Source organism: Halochromatium roseum (assembly GCF_016653315.1).
GTDB classification, from domain to species: Bacteria; Pseudomonadota; Gammaproteobacteria; order Chromatiales; family Chromatiaceae; genus Lamprobacter; species Lamprobacter roseus.
The window spans coordinates 21,382-38,137 of record NZ_NHSH01000052.1; the positions used below are offsets into that span (position 1 = coordinate 21,382).

Annotated in this window: 18 protein-coding genes; 7 read left to right on the forward strand and 11 right to left on the reverse strand. The window is 61.9% G+C overall.

Annotation, left to right across the window (positions count from 1 at the left end; all coding sequences use genetic code 11):
• Positions 1 to 29: 29 nt before the first annotated feature.
• From CCR96_RS09880 to CCR96_RS09890, 3 genes are all read left to right on the forward strand, one after another.
• The gene (locus CCR96_RS09880) at positions 30 to 581 is read left to right on the forward strand and encodes a hemerythrin domain-containing protein (protein ID WP_201219967.1); all 552 of its coding nucleotides are present in this window, start codon (positions 30 to 32) and stop codon (positions 579 to 581) included.
• Positions 582 to 731: 150 nt separating this feature from the next.
• Entirely contained in the window at positions 732 to 1,787 is a 1,056-nt protein-coding gene (gene hemH / locus CCR96_RS09885; protein ID WP_201219968.1) for a ferrochelatase, read from the forward strand.
• A gap of 106 nt (positions 1,788 to 1,893) precedes the next feature.
• A complete protein-coding gene (locus CCR96_RS09890) occupies positions 1,894 to 2,328 on the forward strand; it encodes a gamma-butyrobetaine hydroxylase family protein (protein WP_201219969.1) in 435 nt (144 codons plus the stop codon).
• A gap of 111 nt (positions 2,329 to 2,439) precedes the next feature.
• Here CCR96_RS09890 and CCR96_RS09895 read toward each other — a convergent pair whose 3' ends face one another.
• Complete coding sequence (locus tag CCR96_RS09895; RefSeq protein ID WP_201219970.1) at positions 2,440 to 3,663, reverse strand: argininosuccinate synthase; 1,224 nt, start codon at positions 3,661 to 3,663, stop codon at positions 2,440 to 2,442.
• 370 nt (positions 3,664 to 4,033) lie between these two features.
• On the opposite strand from CCR96_RS09895, the gene CCR96_RS09900 reads away from it, so the two are divergent.
• Positions 4,034 to 4,888, forward strand: coding sequence for a UDP-2,3-diacylglucosamine diphosphatase (locus CCR96_RS09900; protein ID WP_201219971.1), 855 nt, complete (start codon positions 4,034 to 4,036; stop codon positions 4,886 to 4,888).
• A gap of 19 nt (positions 4,889 to 4,907) precedes the next feature.
• On the opposite strand, the gene ampD is transcribed toward CCR96_RS09900, so the two are convergent.
• Positions 4,908 to 5,474, reverse strand: a complete 567-nt coding sequence (gene ampD / locus CCR96_RS09905) for a 1,6-anhydro-N-acetylmuramyl-L-alanine amidase AmpD (protein WP_201219972.1) — start codon at positions 5,472 to 5,474, stop codon at positions 4,908 to 4,910.
• 232 nt (positions 5,475 to 5,706) lie between these two features.
• Here ampD and nadC point away from each other — a divergent pair, with 232 nt between their 5' ends.
• Together nadC and CCR96_RS09915 are read left to right on the forward strand one after the other, a co-directional pair.
• Positions 5,707 to 6,603, forward strand: a complete 897-nt coding sequence (gene nadC / locus CCR96_RS09910; RefSeq protein WP_201219973.1) for a carboxylating nicotinate-nucleotide diphosphorylase — start codon at positions 5,707 to 5,709, stop codon at positions 6,601 to 6,603.
• Positions 6,604 to 6,821: 218 nt separating this feature from the next.
• On the forward strand, positions 6,822 to 7,211 hold the full coding sequence (locus CCR96_RS09915; protein ID WP_201219974.1) for a sulfur globule family protein: 390 nt from the start codon (positions 6,822 to 6,824) through the stop codon (positions 7,209 to 7,211).
• Positions 7,212 to 7,343: 132 nt separating this feature from the next.
• On the opposite strand, the gene CCR96_RS09920 is transcribed toward CCR96_RS09915, so the two are convergent.
• The 5 genes from CCR96_RS09920 to CCR96_RS09940 form a co-directional block, all read right to left on the reverse strand.
• Positions 7,344 to 7,871 carry a phosphatase PAP2 family protein gene (locus CCR96_RS09920; RefSeq protein WP_201219975.1) on the reverse strand — a complete coding sequence of 176 codons (528 nt, stop codon included), beginning with the start codon at positions 7,869 to 7,871 and terminating at the stop codon, positions 7,344 to 7,346.
• Positions 7,843 to 9,102 (reverse strand): glycosyltransferase family 4 protein, encoded by a 1,260-nt coding sequence (locus CCR96_RS09925; protein WP_201219976.1) that lies wholly within the window; start codon positions 9,100 to 9,102, stop codon positions 7,843 to 7,845. Before CCR96_RS09925 ends, CCR96_RS09920 begins: the two co-directional genes overlap by 29 nt.
• On the reverse strand, positions 9,099 to 9,911 hold the full coding sequence (locus CCR96_RS09930; RefSeq protein ID WP_201219977.1) for a lysophospholipid acyltransferase family protein: 813 nt from the start codon (positions 9,909 to 9,911) through the stop codon (positions 9,099 to 9,101). The genes CCR96_RS09925 and CCR96_RS09930 overlap by 4 nt, the downstream gene beginning before the upstream one ends.
• Positions 9,912 to 9,920: 9 nt before the next feature.
• Entirely contained in the window at positions 9,921 to 10,679 is a 759-nt protein-coding gene (locus tag CCR96_RS09935) for a GNAT family N-acetyltransferase (RefSeq protein ID WP_201219978.1), read from the reverse strand.
• Positions 10,680 to 10,880: 201 nt separating this feature from the next.
• A complete protein-coding gene (locus CCR96_RS09940; RefSeq protein WP_201219979.1) occupies positions 10,881 to 11,537 on the reverse strand; it encodes a histidinol-phosphatase in 657 nt (218 codons plus the stop codon).
• Positions 11,538 to 11,781: 244 nt separating this feature from the next.
• Between CCR96_RS09940 and CCR96_RS09945 the strand changes: the two genes are divergently transcribed.
• A complete protein-coding gene (locus CCR96_RS09945) occupies positions 11,782 to 12,333 on the forward strand; it encodes an RNA pyrophosphohydrolase (RefSeq protein ID WP_201219980.1) in 552 nt (183 codons plus the stop codon).
• 9 nt (positions 12,334 to 12,342) lie between these two features.
• Here CCR96_RS09945 and CCR96_RS09950 read toward each other — a convergent pair whose 3' ends face one another.
• From CCR96_RS09950 to CCR96_RS09965, 4 genes are all read right to left on the reverse strand, one after another.
• Positions 12,343 to 13,755, reverse strand: a complete 1,413-nt coding sequence (locus tag CCR96_RS09950) for an FAD-binding oxidoreductase (protein ID WP_201219981.1) — start codon at positions 13,753 to 13,755, stop codon at positions 12,343 to 12,345.
• A complete protein-coding gene (locus tag CCR96_RS09955) occupies positions 13,745 to 14,323 on the reverse strand; it encodes a BON domain-containing protein (protein ID WP_338035861.1) in 579 nt (192 codons plus the stop codon). The genes CCR96_RS09950 and CCR96_RS09955 overlap by 11 nt, the downstream gene beginning before the upstream one ends.
• Positions 14,324 to 14,396: 73 nt before the next feature.
• A complete protein-coding gene (locus CCR96_RS09960) occupies positions 14,397 to 14,765 on the reverse strand; it encodes a YraN family protein (protein WP_207191938.1) in 369 nt (122 codons plus the stop codon).
• A gap of 45 nt (positions 14,766 to 14,810) precedes the next feature.
• A complete protein-coding gene (locus CCR96_RS09965) occupies positions 14,811 to 16,619 on the reverse strand; it encodes a penicillin-binding protein activator (protein WP_201219983.1) in 1,809 nt (602 codons plus the stop codon).
• Positions 16,620 to 16,756 lie beyond the last annotated feature (137 nt).

Below are 16,756 nucleotides of genomic sequence, written 5' to 3' on the forward strand. Positions count from 1 at the left end.
TTGCAACGCATCACCGAGAGGTGGCCGGAATGAACGAGCTATTGCAGCGTCTCGATCAAGATCATCGCCGGCTTGAGCAATTGCTTAGGCTGCTTGAGGGACTGCTCGATGAGTTTCGCGATGGGCTCGAGCCTGACTACGAGCTGATGTGCGAGCTGATGGAATACCTGATCGATTATGCCGATCAGGTCCACCATCCCAGCGAAGATCTGATCTTTGCGCGCGTGTTGGCGCAGCAAGGTGCCGGACACGCGTTATTGCAACAGTTGATGCAACAGCATCAGGCCTTGGTTCAGCTCAATCGGCGTTTCAAAGAAGCGCTGGAGGGTATCGTGCACGAGGAGGTGTTGCGGCGTGACGAAGTGGAGCGCCGTGGACGTGAGCTGATCGGGCAGCTGCGTGCCCACATGCGGATCGAGGACGAACAGGCGTTTCCGTTGGCTTTGGCCTGTTTGTCGGCGGCTGATTGGGATGAGCTGCTGGCCGCAGCGCCGGACGTGCAGGATCCGGTCTTTGGCCAGGATGATCCGCTGCGATTTCGGGCGATTCTGCGCCAGCTCAAGGGCTCGCAGGAGGTTTGACAGCCATTGGCACTGCCCTTGGTTGGTCATGAAGTGGCTGGGGGCTTTGATGATAATTGCGCAATCCGGTTGAAACCCGGCTCGGCGTGCGCCAATCTGTGGACTTGGTGATGAAGATCAGGGAAAACGCGCACAACCCATGGGACCCCGATGAAATATAAGAGCATCGTCGGCTTTGAGCACGACATGTCAGAGCACCTGGGCGTGCTCATGTTGAACCTTGGTACTCCGGAGGCGCCGACGCCAACGGCGGTCCGCCGTTATTTGGCGGAATTTCTGAAAGATCCGCGCGTGGTCGAGATACCTAGACCAATCTGGTGGCTGGTTCTGCATGGGGTGATCCTGCGCGTGCGCCCGAGCCGCTCGGCCAAGGCCTATCAGGCGGTCTGGACCGACAAGGGCTCGCCGCTGCTCGATGTCGCCCGGCGGCAGGCGGCTGGGCTGCAGCCGATCCTCAGCGAGCGACTCGGCGGCCGGGTGCATGTCGAGCTGGGCATGCGCTACGGCAAGCCATCGGTGCCCGAGGCCTTGAATCGACTCAAGGCGTTGAACGTGCGCCGGCTGCTGGTGCTGCCGCTGTATCCGCAGTATTCGGCGACCACCACCGCCTCGACCTTCGATGCGGTGACCAATGAGCTGACCACCTGGCGCTGGCTGCCCGAGCTGCGCTTCATCAACCATTACCACGACGAGCCCGGCTATATCGACGCGCTCTGCAACAGCATCCGCGCCGCCCGCGCCGAGCATGGCGAGCCGGAGCGGCTGCTGTTCTCGTTCCACGGTATCCCCAAGCGCTACTTCATGGCCGGTGATCCCTACCACTGTCATTGCCATAAGACCGCGCGCCTGGTCGCCGAGCGCCTGGGGCTGGAGGATGACCGCTGGATGGTGTCGTTCCAATCGCGGGTGGGTCGCGATGAGTGGCTGCAGCCCTATACCGACGAGACGCTGAAGCTGTGGGGTGGGGATGGCGTCGAGAGTGTGCATGTGATCGCCCCCGGGTTCTCGGCGGATTGCCTAGAGACCCTGGAGGAGATCGATGTCGAGAATCGCGGCTACTTCATCGAGGCCGGCGGCAAGGAGTATCACTACATCCCCTGCCTCAATGATGATCCGGCGCATCTGGAGATGCTCGCCGGACTGATCGAGCGGCATTGCGGCGGTTGGCCGGAGGTCGAACGGCTTGCTCAGGCAGCGGCGGCCTGAGATCCAATCCCCGCGTTCTCTCGGCGCGGCAACATTGCAAACCCGGTCGACGTCCGCACCTGAGTCGGCAGATGAACGACGAACACCGTGACGGAGTTGCCGACCGATGGAACAGCATCCGCTGCCGACCGAGATCAACCTGCATCAACAATCCCGCATCCTCGAGATCGTCTACGACGACGGGGCGCGCTTCCGACTGCCCTGCGAATACCTGCGCGTCTATTCGCCCTCCGCCGAGGTCCGTGGCCATACCCCGGATCAGGCCAAGCTGCAGGTGGGCAAGGAGGCGGTGAACATCACCGATCTGCAACAGATCGGCAGCTATGCGGTGAAGATCGTCTTCGACGATAACCACCGCTCTGGTCTCTACGACTGGCAGTACCTATATAAGCTTGGCCGCGGCTGGCAGCCATTGTGGCTGGATTATCTGAGCCGACTCAATGATGTTGGCCGCAAGCGCACCGCGCCGGACCCGTTCGAGGTCTTGCGCGAGCGTGGCGAGTTGCCCTCCGAGCTGCCTGCGGTAAATGCCGGAGCCTGATGCGCCCCACTCATGAAGTTGCTGGTACCTGCTTCAGGGCGGGTCGGGTGTATCCGGCAGGAGCCTCCACGGGTACAGTTTCAACCGTCCACCTGTTAAGAACGCCGCGGCTCAGCGGCCGCGACGACGCCCAGCCACGCGCAACCGCAGGGCATTCAGCTTGATAAAGCCGGTGGCGTCGCTCTGATCGTAGGCGCCGGCGTCATCCTCAAAGGTGGCGATCGACTCATCGAACAGGCTGTCGCTGTCTGACTGGCGACCGACCACCAGCACATTGCCCTTGTAGAGCTTGAGCCGGACCTGGCCGTTGACCACACGCTGGCTCTCATCGATGGCGGCCTGCAGCATCATCCGCTCGGGGCTGAACCAGTAGCCGTTGTAGATCAGCGTGGCATAACGTGGCATCAGCTCGTCTTTCAGGTGCGCGGCCTCGCGGTCGAGGGTGAGGGATTCCATCGCCCGATGCGCCTTGAGCATGATGGTGCCGCCGGGGGTCTCGTAGCAGCCGCGGGATTTCATGCCGACGTAGCGGTTCTCGACGATATCGGCGCGGCCGATGCCATGCTCGCCGCCGATACGGTTGAGTTCGGCGAGGATCTCGGCGGGAGACATCGGCTGGCCATCGATGGCGGTGATGTCGCCGGCGCGATAGGTCAGCTCGATCTCCTGCGGGGTGTTGGGCGCATCGACAGGGTCGCGCGTCCAGCGCCACATGCCCGAGCCCGGCTCGACCCAGGGGTCTTCTAGATCGTAGCCTTCATAAGAGATGTGCAGCAGGTTGGCGTCCATCGAGTAGGGCGATTTGGTGCCGTCGCGCTTCTGCTCGACCGGCACGCCGTGCTCGGCCGCGTAGGCCATCAGCTTCTCGCGCGAGAGCAGGTCCCATTCGCGCCAGGGGGCGATGATCTTGATGTCGGGCCGCAGCGCCAGCGCGTTGATCTCGAAGCGGACCTGGTCGTTGCCCTTGCCGGTGGCGCCGTGGCTGATGGCATCGGCGCCGGTCTCGGCGGCGATCTCGACCAGGCGCTTGGCGATCAGTGGCCGGGCGATCGAGGTGCCGAGTAGGTATTCGCCCTCGTAGATGGCGTTGGCGCGGAACATCGGATAGACGAAATCGCGCACGAATTCCTCGCGCAGGTCTTCGATATAGATCTCTTTGATGCCAGCGGCCTCGGCCTTGGCGCGGGCCGGCTCGACCTCCTCGCCCTGACCAATGTCGGCGGTGAAGGTGACCACCTCGCAGCCGTATTCCTCCTGCAGCCAGGTCAGGATCACCGAGGTATCGAGCCCGCCGGAGTAGGCGAGGACGACCTTGTTCACGGATTCGCGTGCCATGGAAAAACGCCTCGTTTCAGTTTCAAGTCTGGTGTTAAAGGGGGTTCGCCGATGCTTTGCTTGCCTGCCCTGAGGGGCACGGGTTGGTAAGCATCGGCAAGTCGGACATCGACCGCCGCTGAGTCGCTGTCTAAATTCCACTTCCCAGTGATGGCCCTACAGTGGTGCTCAAATCGGGAAGCAGTTGATGGACATTGTCTTAAGGGGTGCCAGTATACGCATGCACGGCCGCGTGCTGCGGGCGGCAACCTGCCTCGGCGGCGCGACCGCAGCGCGGGCGTTTTCACCAGATCTTCATCGCCTGTGCATCCTCTCGCAACAAAGACGCGAGACCATGGCCGCCACGTCATTTTACTGGGGCCTGATCAGCATGAGCCAGGTAACACATCTACGGCCGTTGAAGTACCGGAGCATCTGGATCTCGGACGTCCATCTCGGGTTTCGCGGCTGTCAAGCCGAGTTCTTGCTCGATTTTCTGCAAGCGACCGACTGCAAGCAACTGTACCTGGTCGGCGACATCATCGATGTCTGGGCGATGAAGAGCGGGCTGTTCTGGCCGCAGTCGCACAACAATGTGGTGCGGGCGATCTTGGACAAGGCGCGCGATGGCACCGAGGTGGTCTATGTGCCGGGCAATCACGACGAGATCCTGCGCGATCACCTGGACTCGGAGTACGGTCAGGTGAAGCTGCGCGACGAATTGGTGCATACCACCGCCGATGGCCGGCAGTTTCTGATCATGCACGGCGATAAGTTCGATCAGGTAGTGCAGAACGGGCGCTGGCTGGCGATGCTCGGGTCGCGGTTGTACGATTTGCTGCTTTCGGCTAATCATCGGCTGAATGCTGTGCGACGGCGGTTCGGTTTCGGCTACTGGTCGTTAGCGGCCTACTTGAAGCACCGCGTCAAGGATGCCGTCAACTACATCGGCAACTTTGAAGAGGCGGTGGCCGAGGAGGCGCGGCGGCGCGCTGTCGACGGCATGATCTGTGGTCATATCCATCATGCCGAGATCCGTGACATCGAGGGCGTGACCTATTGCAACTGTGGCGATTGGGTCGAGAGCTGCACGGCGCTGGTCGAGCATCACGATGGCACTATCGAATTGCTGCGCTGGACCGAGGGCCATCAAGTGCTGACCTCGGAGCAGCCGCTGACTCAGCAGCAGCCGGTCTCTCGTCCTGCCGCTGCCGCCGCGGCGGCTATTGCCGCACGCGCCGGCTAGTCTTGATCTTCCGGGAGCATCAGTCGGGCAGGCTGTTGAGGTAACGCGGCCAGTCGAATGCCGGGCCGGGGTCAGTCTTGCGACCCGGGGCAATGTGCTCATGGCCGGTGATCCGGTCGCGAGTGATGGCGGGATAGCGGGCGCGGATCAGCTGTGTTGCCTGCGCAAGCCGCTCGTACTGTGCATCCGAAAAGGCGACATTATCCGCCCCTTCTAGCTCGATGCCGATGCTGTAGTCGTTGCACTCTGGGCGACCCTGGAACGACGAGCGTCCAGCATGCCAAGCGCGGCGTCCAAGCTCGACGAATTGTAGCAGCTCGCCATCACGGCGGATCAGTAGATGCGCCGAGACCCGAAGTCCGGCAATGCTGGCAAAGAAGGGGTCGGCGCTGGGGTCGAGCTGGTTCAAGAACAGCTGCTCGATCCAGGGGCCGCCAAACCGCCCTGGTGGCAGGCTGATGTTATGGATGACCAGCAGGTCGGGCTCGAGGCCTTCTGGGCGCTCGTTGGCATTCGCAGAGGCGGTCCAACGCGCGATGCTCAGTCGACCGGCTGCATCAAGCTTGGGATCGGTTATATCGATCATCCGTTCATCATCCGGGTTCATCGCCAGCCTGCACTGAATCAATCGTTCTGCGCGGACCACATTCAGTGATCGCAAAGTCGCAACTATAGGCGACAATTGAGGCCGCGCGCATGTCTCGGACACGAGCGCAATAAGGACGATGACCTGCCTCAGTGCGCTCTATCTGATCTCCTTGTTGCCCGTGCTCCTGATCCATGTGCTTGTTATTTCTCTATGCCGAGGATCTGATCTCATGCCTACTGCTGTCCCTGTCTGCGACCCGAGTGCAGCGTCGTTGTCGCGATATCTGCCGCCGCCAGCACTGATCGAGAGGCAAGTCCGCGATGCCTTGGCTGAGGATGTTGGCGCTGGGGATCTTACCGCCCAGCTGCTGCCGGTGGATGCCGTGGCGCGGGCAGAGGTGATCACTCGGGACGACGCCGTGCTCTGTGGGGTGGCCTGGTTCGATCAGGTGTTCCGTCAGCTCGATCCGTTGGTCGAGATTGAATGGCACGCACGCGACGGCGAGCGGGTGTTGCCGGGGCAACTGCTCTGTTCATTGCGGGGGAATCTGCGCCAACTGCTGACCGGTGAGCGCACCGCGCTGAACTACCTGCAGCTGCTGTCCGGAACCGCGACCCGCGCGCGCCGTTATGCCGATGCCGTGGCGGGGCTGCCGGTGCGTATCCTCGACACCCGCAAGACCTTGCCCGGTTTGCGGCGGCAGCAGAAATATGCGGTGGTCTGCGGCGGTTGCGATAATCACCGGATGGGCCTGTTCGACGCGATCCTGATCAAAGAGAACCACATCCGCGCGGCGGGATCGATCCGTGCGGCGATCGCTGCAGCAAGGCGACTGGCCGGGGATGCGCCGGTCGAGATCGAGGTCGAGTCGCTGGATGAGCTGAGCGAGGCCTTGGACACTGGGGTCGAGCGTGTGCTGTTGGATAACTTCGGCTTGCCCGAGCTGCGACGGGCGGTGGAGTTGACGGCGGGGCGTTCGAGGTTGGAGGCCTCTGGCGGCATCACCCGGGATCGGCTGCGGGTGATCGCGGAGACCGGGGTCGACGATATTTCGGTTGGAGGTCTGACGAAGCACGTTGAGGCGGTCGACCTTTCCATGCGTTTGCTCTCAGCACCGTTAGCCTGAGCCATGTTGTCGGGGCGCGTGATGCTGTGCCGGCTGTGCCGCTGCGCCATGTTAATGTTGGGCGTGCGAGCCCTCTATTTGTCATGTCTATCGAGATGGGGGGTGTGATAGGCATTACTGAATATCAATTTTAGAAAACGCTAATATAATGATCTCCGTTGTCGCAGTACATGCGGCGACGCTTGCAACCCAGACAAAATCGAATTCGGAGAAATTAGATGAAAAAGCTTGCTACTGCCGCAGCCGTTGCCGTTCTTCTTGGTGTGTCCGCTTCTGCTAGCGCATGGTGGGGTGGTCCTGGTTACGGCGACCGTGGATATGGCAATGGTTGGGGTGACGGCATGGGCGACATGTTCAGCGACATGTTCGGCGATGGCTACGGCGACTTCAACATGAGCATGAGTGGCGGTGGTCGCGGCTATGGTCGTGGGCGTGGTTACGGCTATGGCCGCGGCGACGGCTATGGCTACGGTTACGGCAATCCCTACTATGGTGGCTACGGCGCTCCTTACTATGGCGTACCTTATGGTGGCGCTCCTTACGCAGCTCCGTATGGTGCCGTGCCATATGGCGCCCCAGTCGCCCCTGCTGCGCCTGAAGCCAAGTAAGCTGAGCGATAAGCCAACTTAACGGCCCCGAATCTGGCGGTCGGCCCCGAGCTCGGGGTCGGCCGCCGGATTTTTTTGCGTCTGACGCTCAGGCCGGCAGATGCGAGCGCGGTTTGCCTGGCCGCGGCCCGATTAAGCGACCAACAACAGGCTGCTGTAGGCAAGCGCGAGCCCGATGGCGGATGCAACGAGGACGTCGCTCGGGTAGTGCAAGCCGAGCACAACTCGTGATGCCGCCACCAGTAGGGTGAACGGGATCAAGAGCCAACCCAGCTTCGGATAGTAGAAGAGCGCGATGGTCGAGTAGTTGACCGCGTGCAGCGTATGCCCGGACGGAAAGCTGAAGCGATCTAGCGGCGGGACGCTGGCAGCAATGTCGGCCGCATAATGGCAGGGCCGTACTCGTCGGGTATAGCCCTTTAGGCTCTTGTAGAGGACGAGCGCAACCCCGCTCGTTAACAGCATGTGCAAAGCCGCTTTGAGGCCGTCGATGCCGTCAACGATCGGCAGTATGGCCATCAAGCTGTACCAGAAGACGCCGTTGCCGAGCCGGCTGATCAGCGCAAAAGGATGTAACAGCCAAGGGCGTTGATGGGCCCGGCTCCAACGTCGACAGACGGGAGTCTCTAACTCATTCAGCAGTCGCAGGAATGGGTTCATGGCGCTCACCCTGGTTGCTGGCGCAGTCGATCACTGAGTATAGATGCTGTTCAAGGTCTCTGATCACAGGGTCCCAGCTCAGCGCTTCCGCTGTTCGCCGGGCTTCTTGTCCAAACAGCCGCAGCCGCGTGCGATCACTGGCGGCCTGTTCTGCGCGCAGAAGAAAGGCCTCGCGATCGCCCATCGCCACACTATAGCCGTTTCGGTCATCGTGCAGGTGCTCGCGAGCGGCCGCATAGTCAAATGCGAGTGCTGCGACGCCACTGGCGAGTGCCTCGGTGAGGACGTTGCCGAAGGTTTCGGTGAGACTCGGGAAGACGAACAAGTCGGCCGAGGCATAGTGTGCGGCCAGTTCTTCCCCTACCTTGGCGCCGGTGTAGATATGGTGACCATGCTGGCGGCGCAGATGTGCGAGCTCCGGCCCATCGCCGACTAGAACACATCGGCTGTTCGGCTCAACACGCTGAATGCGCTCGAAGGCTTCGATCGCAAGGTCGATGTGCTTTTCTGCGGCGATTCGCCCGACATAGAGCGCGACCAGCGTGTCCTCACTGCAGCCCCAGGAGCTGCGCAGCCTCTCGCTACGATAATGCGGCGAAAAACGCTCGGTGTCGACGCCCCGGCTGAGCACATGCATGTTCTTGAAGCCGGCGGCGGCAAGATCGTCTCGCAACGCTTGTGTCGGCACCAGCGTTGCCCCGGATCGGTTGTGGAAGCGTTTCAGGATCTCGATGATTGGCCGCATCAGCAAGCCAACCCCGTAATGGCTGCAGTATTGCTGGAACTGGGTATGAAAGCCGGTAAGCGTGGGGATGCCTTGACGTGCGGCGACCTGGAGAGCTGCGTGACCGAGCGGGCCTTCGGTGGCAATGTAGACCGCGTCCGGTCGTGCGTCGCGCCATCGACGATGAATCTTGCCGAGTGCAGGGAGGCCAAAGCGCAGCCCGCGGTAGCCAGGCAAGGGCAGGCCGCCGACGAGCAGTTCGGCAGGTTCTGGTTGCCGATTGCGCTCAGTGTTGCCGGCGCCTGATCGCCGCCGATCTGCAGGTTGTCGGGGTCTGACCAAGCTGACCTGATGTCCTCGGCGCTCGAGCCCACGTGCGATCTGCGCCAGGGTATTGGCGACGCCGTTGATCTCTGGCAGGTAGGTCTCGGTGACCAGCGCGATGTGCAGTTTCGGCCGCGCGATCGGCGACCCTGGGCTCTGGGTGTCGGCTTGGGGGGTCGTCATCGGTGTTTTTCTTCGTCGACACGCCGCCGGGCGTTGGCGCGATCTGCGGTGACAGTGATGTCGAGGGCCTGCGTAATCTGGGACTCGCATTTAGCGGCGAGCGTGCGTCGGTCCATGAGCGTGCTGGCGATGATGTCGAGGAAGTGCACCTTGACCTCAGTCTGTGGTTGGCAGAGAACGCGCCATAGATGTGCGATCAGTGTGTCGTCATCGATAAAGGGTGCGATGTGATCAGGGCTGTTGTTCGAGCCGTAACGGATCGCAACCGGCTGTACATCGATTCTGGATTGTTGCGCTGCAGCAAGCAGCCGCGGGTGAAAGCGTCGCAGTTGGTGGCCGTCGCTGGTGGTTCCTTCCGGAAAGATCACGACCGCCTGTCGCTCGCGAACCTGTTCAGCGATGCGTGCGATCAGGTCAGCGGTTTGGTTGCCGCCGCGCTTGATGAAGAGGGTTCCGATCTGTGCCGACATCCAGCCGATCATCGGCCAGCCGCGTACCTCTGACTTGGAGAGGAAATTGATCGGCGCGAGTGAGCCGAGTACTGGCACATCGAGCCAGGAAATGTGGTTGGCAACGAGCAAGACGCGTTTCGCTGAGCGTCCCTGAGCGCGGATCTTGAGTCCGAGCATCGGTGTGAGCCGCCGGTACCACCAGTGAACGATGATCGGACGTGCGTTGTTGATGCCACCGATGCCAAGCGTACGCCAGAGCGCCAAGCCGACAACGATGAGCGCGCCAAACAGAAGATGTCCGCCGATTGCGACGACGCGCATCGTCGCTCGCAGGCTGCCCGGGTTCGGTCGAGCCATCTGTGATTCCTAGATGCGCTCCAGAAAGTGCCGAGCATAGCTCGGGTTGAGCGAGCGCATATCGAGCAACATCAAGACGTCGGCGACCTCAAAATCGGGGTCGCGACAGGGCTCACCGCAGGCAACGGCACCGAGGCGGACATAGCCCTTGAGCAATGCCGGGAGGGGCGCGTCGAGCACATCGGTGGCGCCGACAGCTGTCAGAAGTGGGACTCGGGGAATGACTTGCATGGTGTCCGGTGCCATGGCCTGGCGACGTAGGCGGTTCATGATGGCGGCGGCTTGGCAGTCGTTCTCGCCGAGCGGAACGCTGGCGCAGCCAAACAGGTAATCGATCTGGTGTTGCTGAATATACTGGGCAACGCCTGACCAGAGTACCGCAATGACGGAGCCGTGGCGGCATTCATGAGACACGCAGGTGCGACCAAGCTCTAACAGGCGGCCGGGCAACGATGGGATGATGCCAAGCTCGAACTCGCTCTCGGAATAGAACCTGCCGATCCGTTCAGCGCTCTGGTTACTGAGCAAGCGCGTGCAGCCGACGACGCGGTTGGTTCTGGTCTCGCGCACCAAGAGATGCTCGCAAAAGGCGTCGAATTCATCGATATCGAGTCCATGCTCGCCGGTTTTGAGCTTGGCGCCGAGTTCTTCGCCAAAGACTTGGTAGCGCAGCGCTTGTGCCTCTCGAACCGCCTCCGGGGAATCGGCTAGCTCGACGAACAGACGCTCACCGCGTTTGAAGCTAAGCGCAGCTGTACTTGCTCCCATATTCGCTCCCATATTCGCTCCCATATTCGCTCCCATATTCGCTCCCATATTCGCTCCCATATCCGCTCTTATGTTCGCTTCGACCATCGCTACGGGATAACGGATCAGTGTAGCGGAGGCCGATGTCGATCAAATGGCACTTGGGTGACAGGTGGATGACGGAACGGGGTCTGGACGCGCTCTGCTGGTCGCGCTTTGTCGTTAGCTGCGCAGTGATCGGATCGGCCAGCCGCGCTCATGGGCGATGGCGGCCAGGCGCTCGTCAGGATCGATCGCGACCGGGAAGTCCACCGTTTCGAGCAATGGCAGATCGTTGATCGAATCGCTGTAGAAGATGCTGCCGCTCAAGCTTGCCGCATGCGCATCTAGCCACTGACGGAGGCGTTCAACCTTGCCTTCGCGAAACGCCGGTGTGCCGACGGTTTGGCCGCTATAGTGTCCGTCAACGAGGGCGGGCTCGGTCGCTATCAGGTGTTCGATGCCGAACCGCTCGGCAATGGGCGCGGTAACAAAGGCGTTGGTTGCGGTAATGATCATGAGCGTATCACCGTTGCTTCGGTGCTGCTCGACCAGGGCATGCGCTGCTGGCAGCATGATTGGCTCGATGCGCTCGCGGACGAAGGTTTCGCGCCAGCGCTCGAGCTGTGCGCGCGGGTGCTGGCTCAGGGGCGCGAGCGAGAAGCGCAGAAAGGCGTCGATATCAAGCCGTCCAGCGCGGTAGTCGTCGTAGAACTGCTGGTTGGCTCGCTCGTACTGTTCGCCGTCGACGACGCCGAGGTCGATGAGGTGACGCCCCCACAGGTAATCGGAATCTCCGCCGAGCAGTGTATTGTCAAGATCGAAGATGGCAAGAGGCATGGTTTGGCCTTAAAGGCGGCTTGGGCTGATGAGGCTAGGATTATCTCGGATTTGGCCATACCCTCGCCCGGCTTTGGCGCTGGCATGGCCCAAAAGGGCCTGCGCTTAAGTCTGAATCGGGTGTGAAATGCGATAGCCAGTGTTGTTCAGGGAAAGCATCGAGTCTCTGTGGCCCTTCGCGGGATTTGAAGCGGCTAGGCAGATTGTGGAAGAATGCCAACGAAACTCAAAAAGGTACAGCAACTTGATCGACGGGGACGGTTTCCGGCCAAACGTCGGCATCATCTTGAGCAACGCAGACCGCCGCCTGTTCTGGGGGCGCCGTGTCGGGCAAAACGCGTGGCAGTTTCCACAGGGTGGGATCAAGTCCGACGAGACACCGCTCGAGGCGATGTATCGCGAATTGGAGGAGGAAGTTGGCCTGTTGCCAGGACATGTCAAAGTTCTTGGCTGCACGCGAGGCTGGCTTCGCTACCGCTTGCCCAAGCGCTTTATCCGGCGTCACTGCGGTCCGATCTGCATTGGCCAAAAGCAGGTGTGGTACTTGCTCAGGGTCCAATGCGGGGAAGGCGACTTTTGCCTCGATCGCAGCGAAAAGCCTGAGTTCGATGCCTGGCGCTGGGTCCGCTACTGGTATCCGGTACAGGATGTCGTCTACTTCAAGCGCCGCGTTTATGAACGTGCATTGCACGAGTTGGCGCCGCTGCTGTATCCGGATGGCGTTCCGGCATTCGATATCATGGCTCCGCAGGTCCAGCAGAGTAGCCGCGGCTACTTGCGCCAACGCCGGCGTTAGCTGAGGACCTTATAGGCCGCCTGACTCTGACTCGGGCACGACAAGCGGGAGCCCCTTGCCGGGGTTCAGGATGTCGTTCGGATCAAACTGCGCCTTGATGGCGCGCATCAGAGCGAGCGCGGGTGGGTCGATCTCGCGGTCGACGAAGTCGCGTTTCTCGAGCCCGACCCCGTGCTCACCGGAGAGGGTGCCACCAAGCGCGACGACGCAATCGAAGACGCCGGCGAGGCAGTCGGCTGCGCGCGCCATCTCATCAACGTCGTCTGGATTGACCAGCAGGTTGACATGGATGTTGCCATTACCAGCATGGCCGAAGTTGACGATGCGGATGCGATGCTGGCGTCCAAGCTGCTCTAGGGTGTCGATAAAGGTTGCGATCCTGGAGACCGGCACCACCACATCTTCATTGATCTTCTTGGGTGCGACATGCCTCAGCGCCGGAGAGAGGGCCTTACGGGTGCGCCAGAGTGCAGCGATTTGTTCACGGTCGCGGGCGACGCTGAGGTCAAGCAGGCCGGGATTGCGAGCCGCTGAAGCGACGGCATCGGCGGTGGTCGAAACGCAGTCAGCCGGTCCGTCGACCTCGATCATCAGGAGCGCGCCAGTGTCGGCGCTGACGCCGAGGTCGGAGTATTGGCGCACCATGTCGATCGCCGCGGCGTCCATGAATTCCAGCGCGCAGGGGGTGATTGGCTGCGCCATGATGGCTGCCACTGCGTCCGCTGCGGCCTGGATATTGCGATAGGTTGCTCGCAGGGTCTGCTTCGCTTCGGCCCTTGGAGTGAGCTTCAGCGTCGCTTCAGTGATCAGCGCTAGGGTTCCTTCGGAGCCGATGATCAAGCGAGTCAGGTCATAGCCGACCACGCCCTTGGTGGTGAGGACGCCAGTGCGAATGCACTGGCCGCTGCCGGTGACCGCCGCTAGGCCCAGGGTGTTCTCGCGCGGGGTACCGTACTTCACTGCGCGCGGGCCGGCCGAGTTATACGCTAGGTTGCCGCCAATGGTGCAGATCGCGGCGCTGGTGGGGTCGGGCGGCCAAAAGAAACCCTGTTCGCCCAAGGCGCGCTGCAGGGTCTCGTTGACGACCCCGGGCTCGACCACGGCGAGTCGGTTGGCCGGGTCGATGCGCAGGATGCGGTTCATGCGCTCGAAGGCGATGACGATGCCGTTGCGCTCCGGCACCGTGGCGCCGGTGGTTCCGGTGCCGAGTCCGCGTGCGGTGATGGGAAAGCCGTGTTGGTTCGCGAGTTGAACCAGCGCCTCGACTTGCTCGGCGTTGGTGACGAAGGCAACCGCTGCGGGCAGGCCTTGGCGGCGACTATTGTCGTAGCCGTAAGGCCAGCAGTCGCCTGGGTCGGTCAGCAGAGACTTCGGGCCAACGATCTCTGTTAGGCCCTGGATGGCGGAAGGATCAAGCGCCATCAGTCTGTGTCTGTGCTGACGAATCGGTTGCTGATGGGCTGCTTGATGGCGATTTCGGCTCGATATACTCGAACAACTTGACGACGCGAACGACGCCGGGCAGTCGGCGTACGACCTCGGTCGTGGTATCAGCCTCTTCACGCGTGACCAGGCCCATCAGGTAGACGATGCCGTCTTCGGTGACGATCTTGACGCGGGTTGCGTCGAACCCCTTGACGCCTCTGCCACCGCCGATCGCGATCTTGGCGCGTGAGGTGATCAAGGCATCCTGACTCTCTTGCGCGAGCGAGATCGACGGTCCGATCTGGACCTCATCGTAGACCCTGGTGACCTTCGGTAGCTGACTGACGATCTCGGCGAAGCGCCTCTTCACCTCGGCGCTGTCGGCTTGGCCGGTCAGGAGCACCTGGTAGTTATAGCTGGTGATCGAGATGCGGCTCGCCTGCTCGACCTCCGGGGTCTGGAAGAAGTGGTGTTTCGCCTTGATCTCGATCATCTCGTCGTCGAGCACGGTACTTGCTGACCGGCGCTCATGCAGGACCGAGGCGCCGTATGCGGTTCCGACCACTGCTGCTGGCGCGCAGCCCTGGAGGAGCGGGGTTAGGCCGCTGGCTATGACGACCAGGAGCGCTCGAATCAGATTAGGAACTGGCAGCAAAGGCATGACGAATCCATTGGATGGCGCCGGCGCCATCGATGGCGATGACGTCAAACCGGCATGGCAGATTGATCGAGTGGCGTTGTAGATAATAGGCCGCAGCGGCGCTGAGGCGCGCCTGTTTGCGTGGGTCGACACTGGCCGCAGCACCGCCGAAACGAGCGGATGCACGAAAGCGGACTTCAACAAACACCAGTGTCTCGCCATCGCGCATCACCAGGTCCAGCTCACCACGTTTGCAACGCACATTGCTGGCGACATGATCGAGCCCTTGTCGCTCCAAATAGCGGCGGGCTTGCTGCTCCTGATAGTCGCCGAGCCGTTTGCGCCAGGGGGTTGCCTTGGTGGTCAAGATCGCGCGCTCGAGGTGCGAGCTGGTCGATGGGCTTGCATGGGCTCAATCCCCACTGGATTCAGGTTCGGTCGTGTCGATGCGGTCTGCTGTGGTCACCCCCGAACCGGTAAAACGCGCCAGCGTCAACTGTCGTTGCACCTGGCCGCGCGAGTCGACGCTCAGCCCACCGGTCTCGCCGGGAAAGAAGGTGCCAGGCTGGCGGCCCATCTCGCTGATGCGCGGGCTGAGCCGATAAGCGTCGATGCCCATCGCGTAGAGTCTCGCAAGCGGACCGCTGACGTCGCCTAGGGTTCCTTGCAGGGCCTGACGTGAGAGTCTATCGGAGCGTTGTTGGTCGAGCAGCCAGGGGATGTCGACGAAGTACAGGCCGGCCAAGGTTTGATCTCGCGAGGGGTTGAAGGCGCCGTCGTAGACATGCGAGGTGGCGATGACGGGGACCGCAACCCCGGTGAGCCGCAGCGCCTCCCAAAGCGAGGCGACGTTCTGGGTTGTGGCGACAAGAAAGACGACTTGTGCATCGCTGCTGGCCACGGATTCGGCGGCGTTGCTGACTGAGCCATAGGTGGGCTGTGCAACGAGGGTGCCGCCAAGCGCCCGCCACTGGCTGCGGAACGCGTCCGCCATTCTTGAGCCCCAAGCGCTCTGGGGATAGACCAGTGCCGCGCGCTTCAACCCCGCTGCAAAGGCGTAGTTGGCGGCGTTCATGGCCTCGTCTTCTGGGGCGAGCGAGAATTGGTAAAGGTTCGGTGTCGTCGCACCGCTGGCGCGGTTGAGGGCAAGGGTCGGCACCGGCAGCGCGCCCTGGCGGGCAAGCGCGGTCACGGATGATTTCTGCAGCGGTCCGATCACCAGGCTGGCGCCGGCATCGACATCCTGTGCGTATGCGGAGGCGCTATCTGCCCCGAAGCTCAGCCTGGGGCGGGTGCCGCTGCGGTCGGCTTCGTAGGCAGCCATGATGCCGTCTTTAATGGCCCTGCCCGCAGCACCGAATTGTCCGCTGGTCGGCAGCAGAACCAGTGCGTTGGTGCCAGCAGCGTAGCCGCCGGCAAGCGTTGTGAAGTAGGCGTCATCAAGTCCGGCAAGGGCGGGATGGCTCGAGTGGTTCTTGTCCCACCAGGATTTTAGGCTGGCATTGAGTTCGGGGGTGGCGATGCTCTTCCCTGCGAGGATCTGTGCCAGTTCAATCCAGCCACGCATGCGTCCTTTGGCGGCCTTTTCGGCCTCTGCAAGACGCGCCTGACTGAGACTGCTCAGGGTGAAGAGAAGCGAGACTTGGTTGTCCATGCGCGCATCGGGTGAGGTGAGCAGCCGGTCGAGTTGATCGAGCTTCTCGGCGGCCCGCACGTGCTCTTTGTTGAGCCGATAAGCCGCCGCAAGGGAACCGAAGTATTGCGTTTTCAGCTCCTTTGTCAGTGCGCCTGAGTTGACGCGATCGAGGGTGCTGATGGCTTCGGCGGCGCGGCCGCGGCTGAGTGCGACATCGGCCTGCAGCAGCAGTGCGGCCTGGCGTTGCGAGGCGGTTAATGCCGCTTGATCCAGTGCCAGCAGGATGCGGCTTGCGCGCTGTGCGTCACCGGCCCGGAGCAGTGCTTTCGCTGCTTCGATCTCAAGCTGTTGGCGTGCTGGTGGTGCGGTGGTCTTGGCCAGTGCGAGATAGGCGTCAGCCGCCGCACCGGGTTGATCTTCGCGCTCCAATCTACGGGCTTCCGCGAGTGCATTTGGCGGTAGGGTTTCGAGCAAGCGGTTGGCGTCTTTGACGGGGTCCATGGCGCAGCCAGCAATCAGGCTGAGACCGATGATCAACGCCAGGGCAGCAAGCCGCGCGGTTGAGCTGATTTTCGCGTGCAGCAATCGCTGCAGCTTCCGCGGTCGTGATGCGCGATGACCATGAGCCTTCGCCTGTGTTGGAGGGCGCGAATGGCCTTGACAAAGCGTTGTCGAGATTATTTGTTGGAGCTGTCGATCGAGGTGATGAGCAGGCATCATTG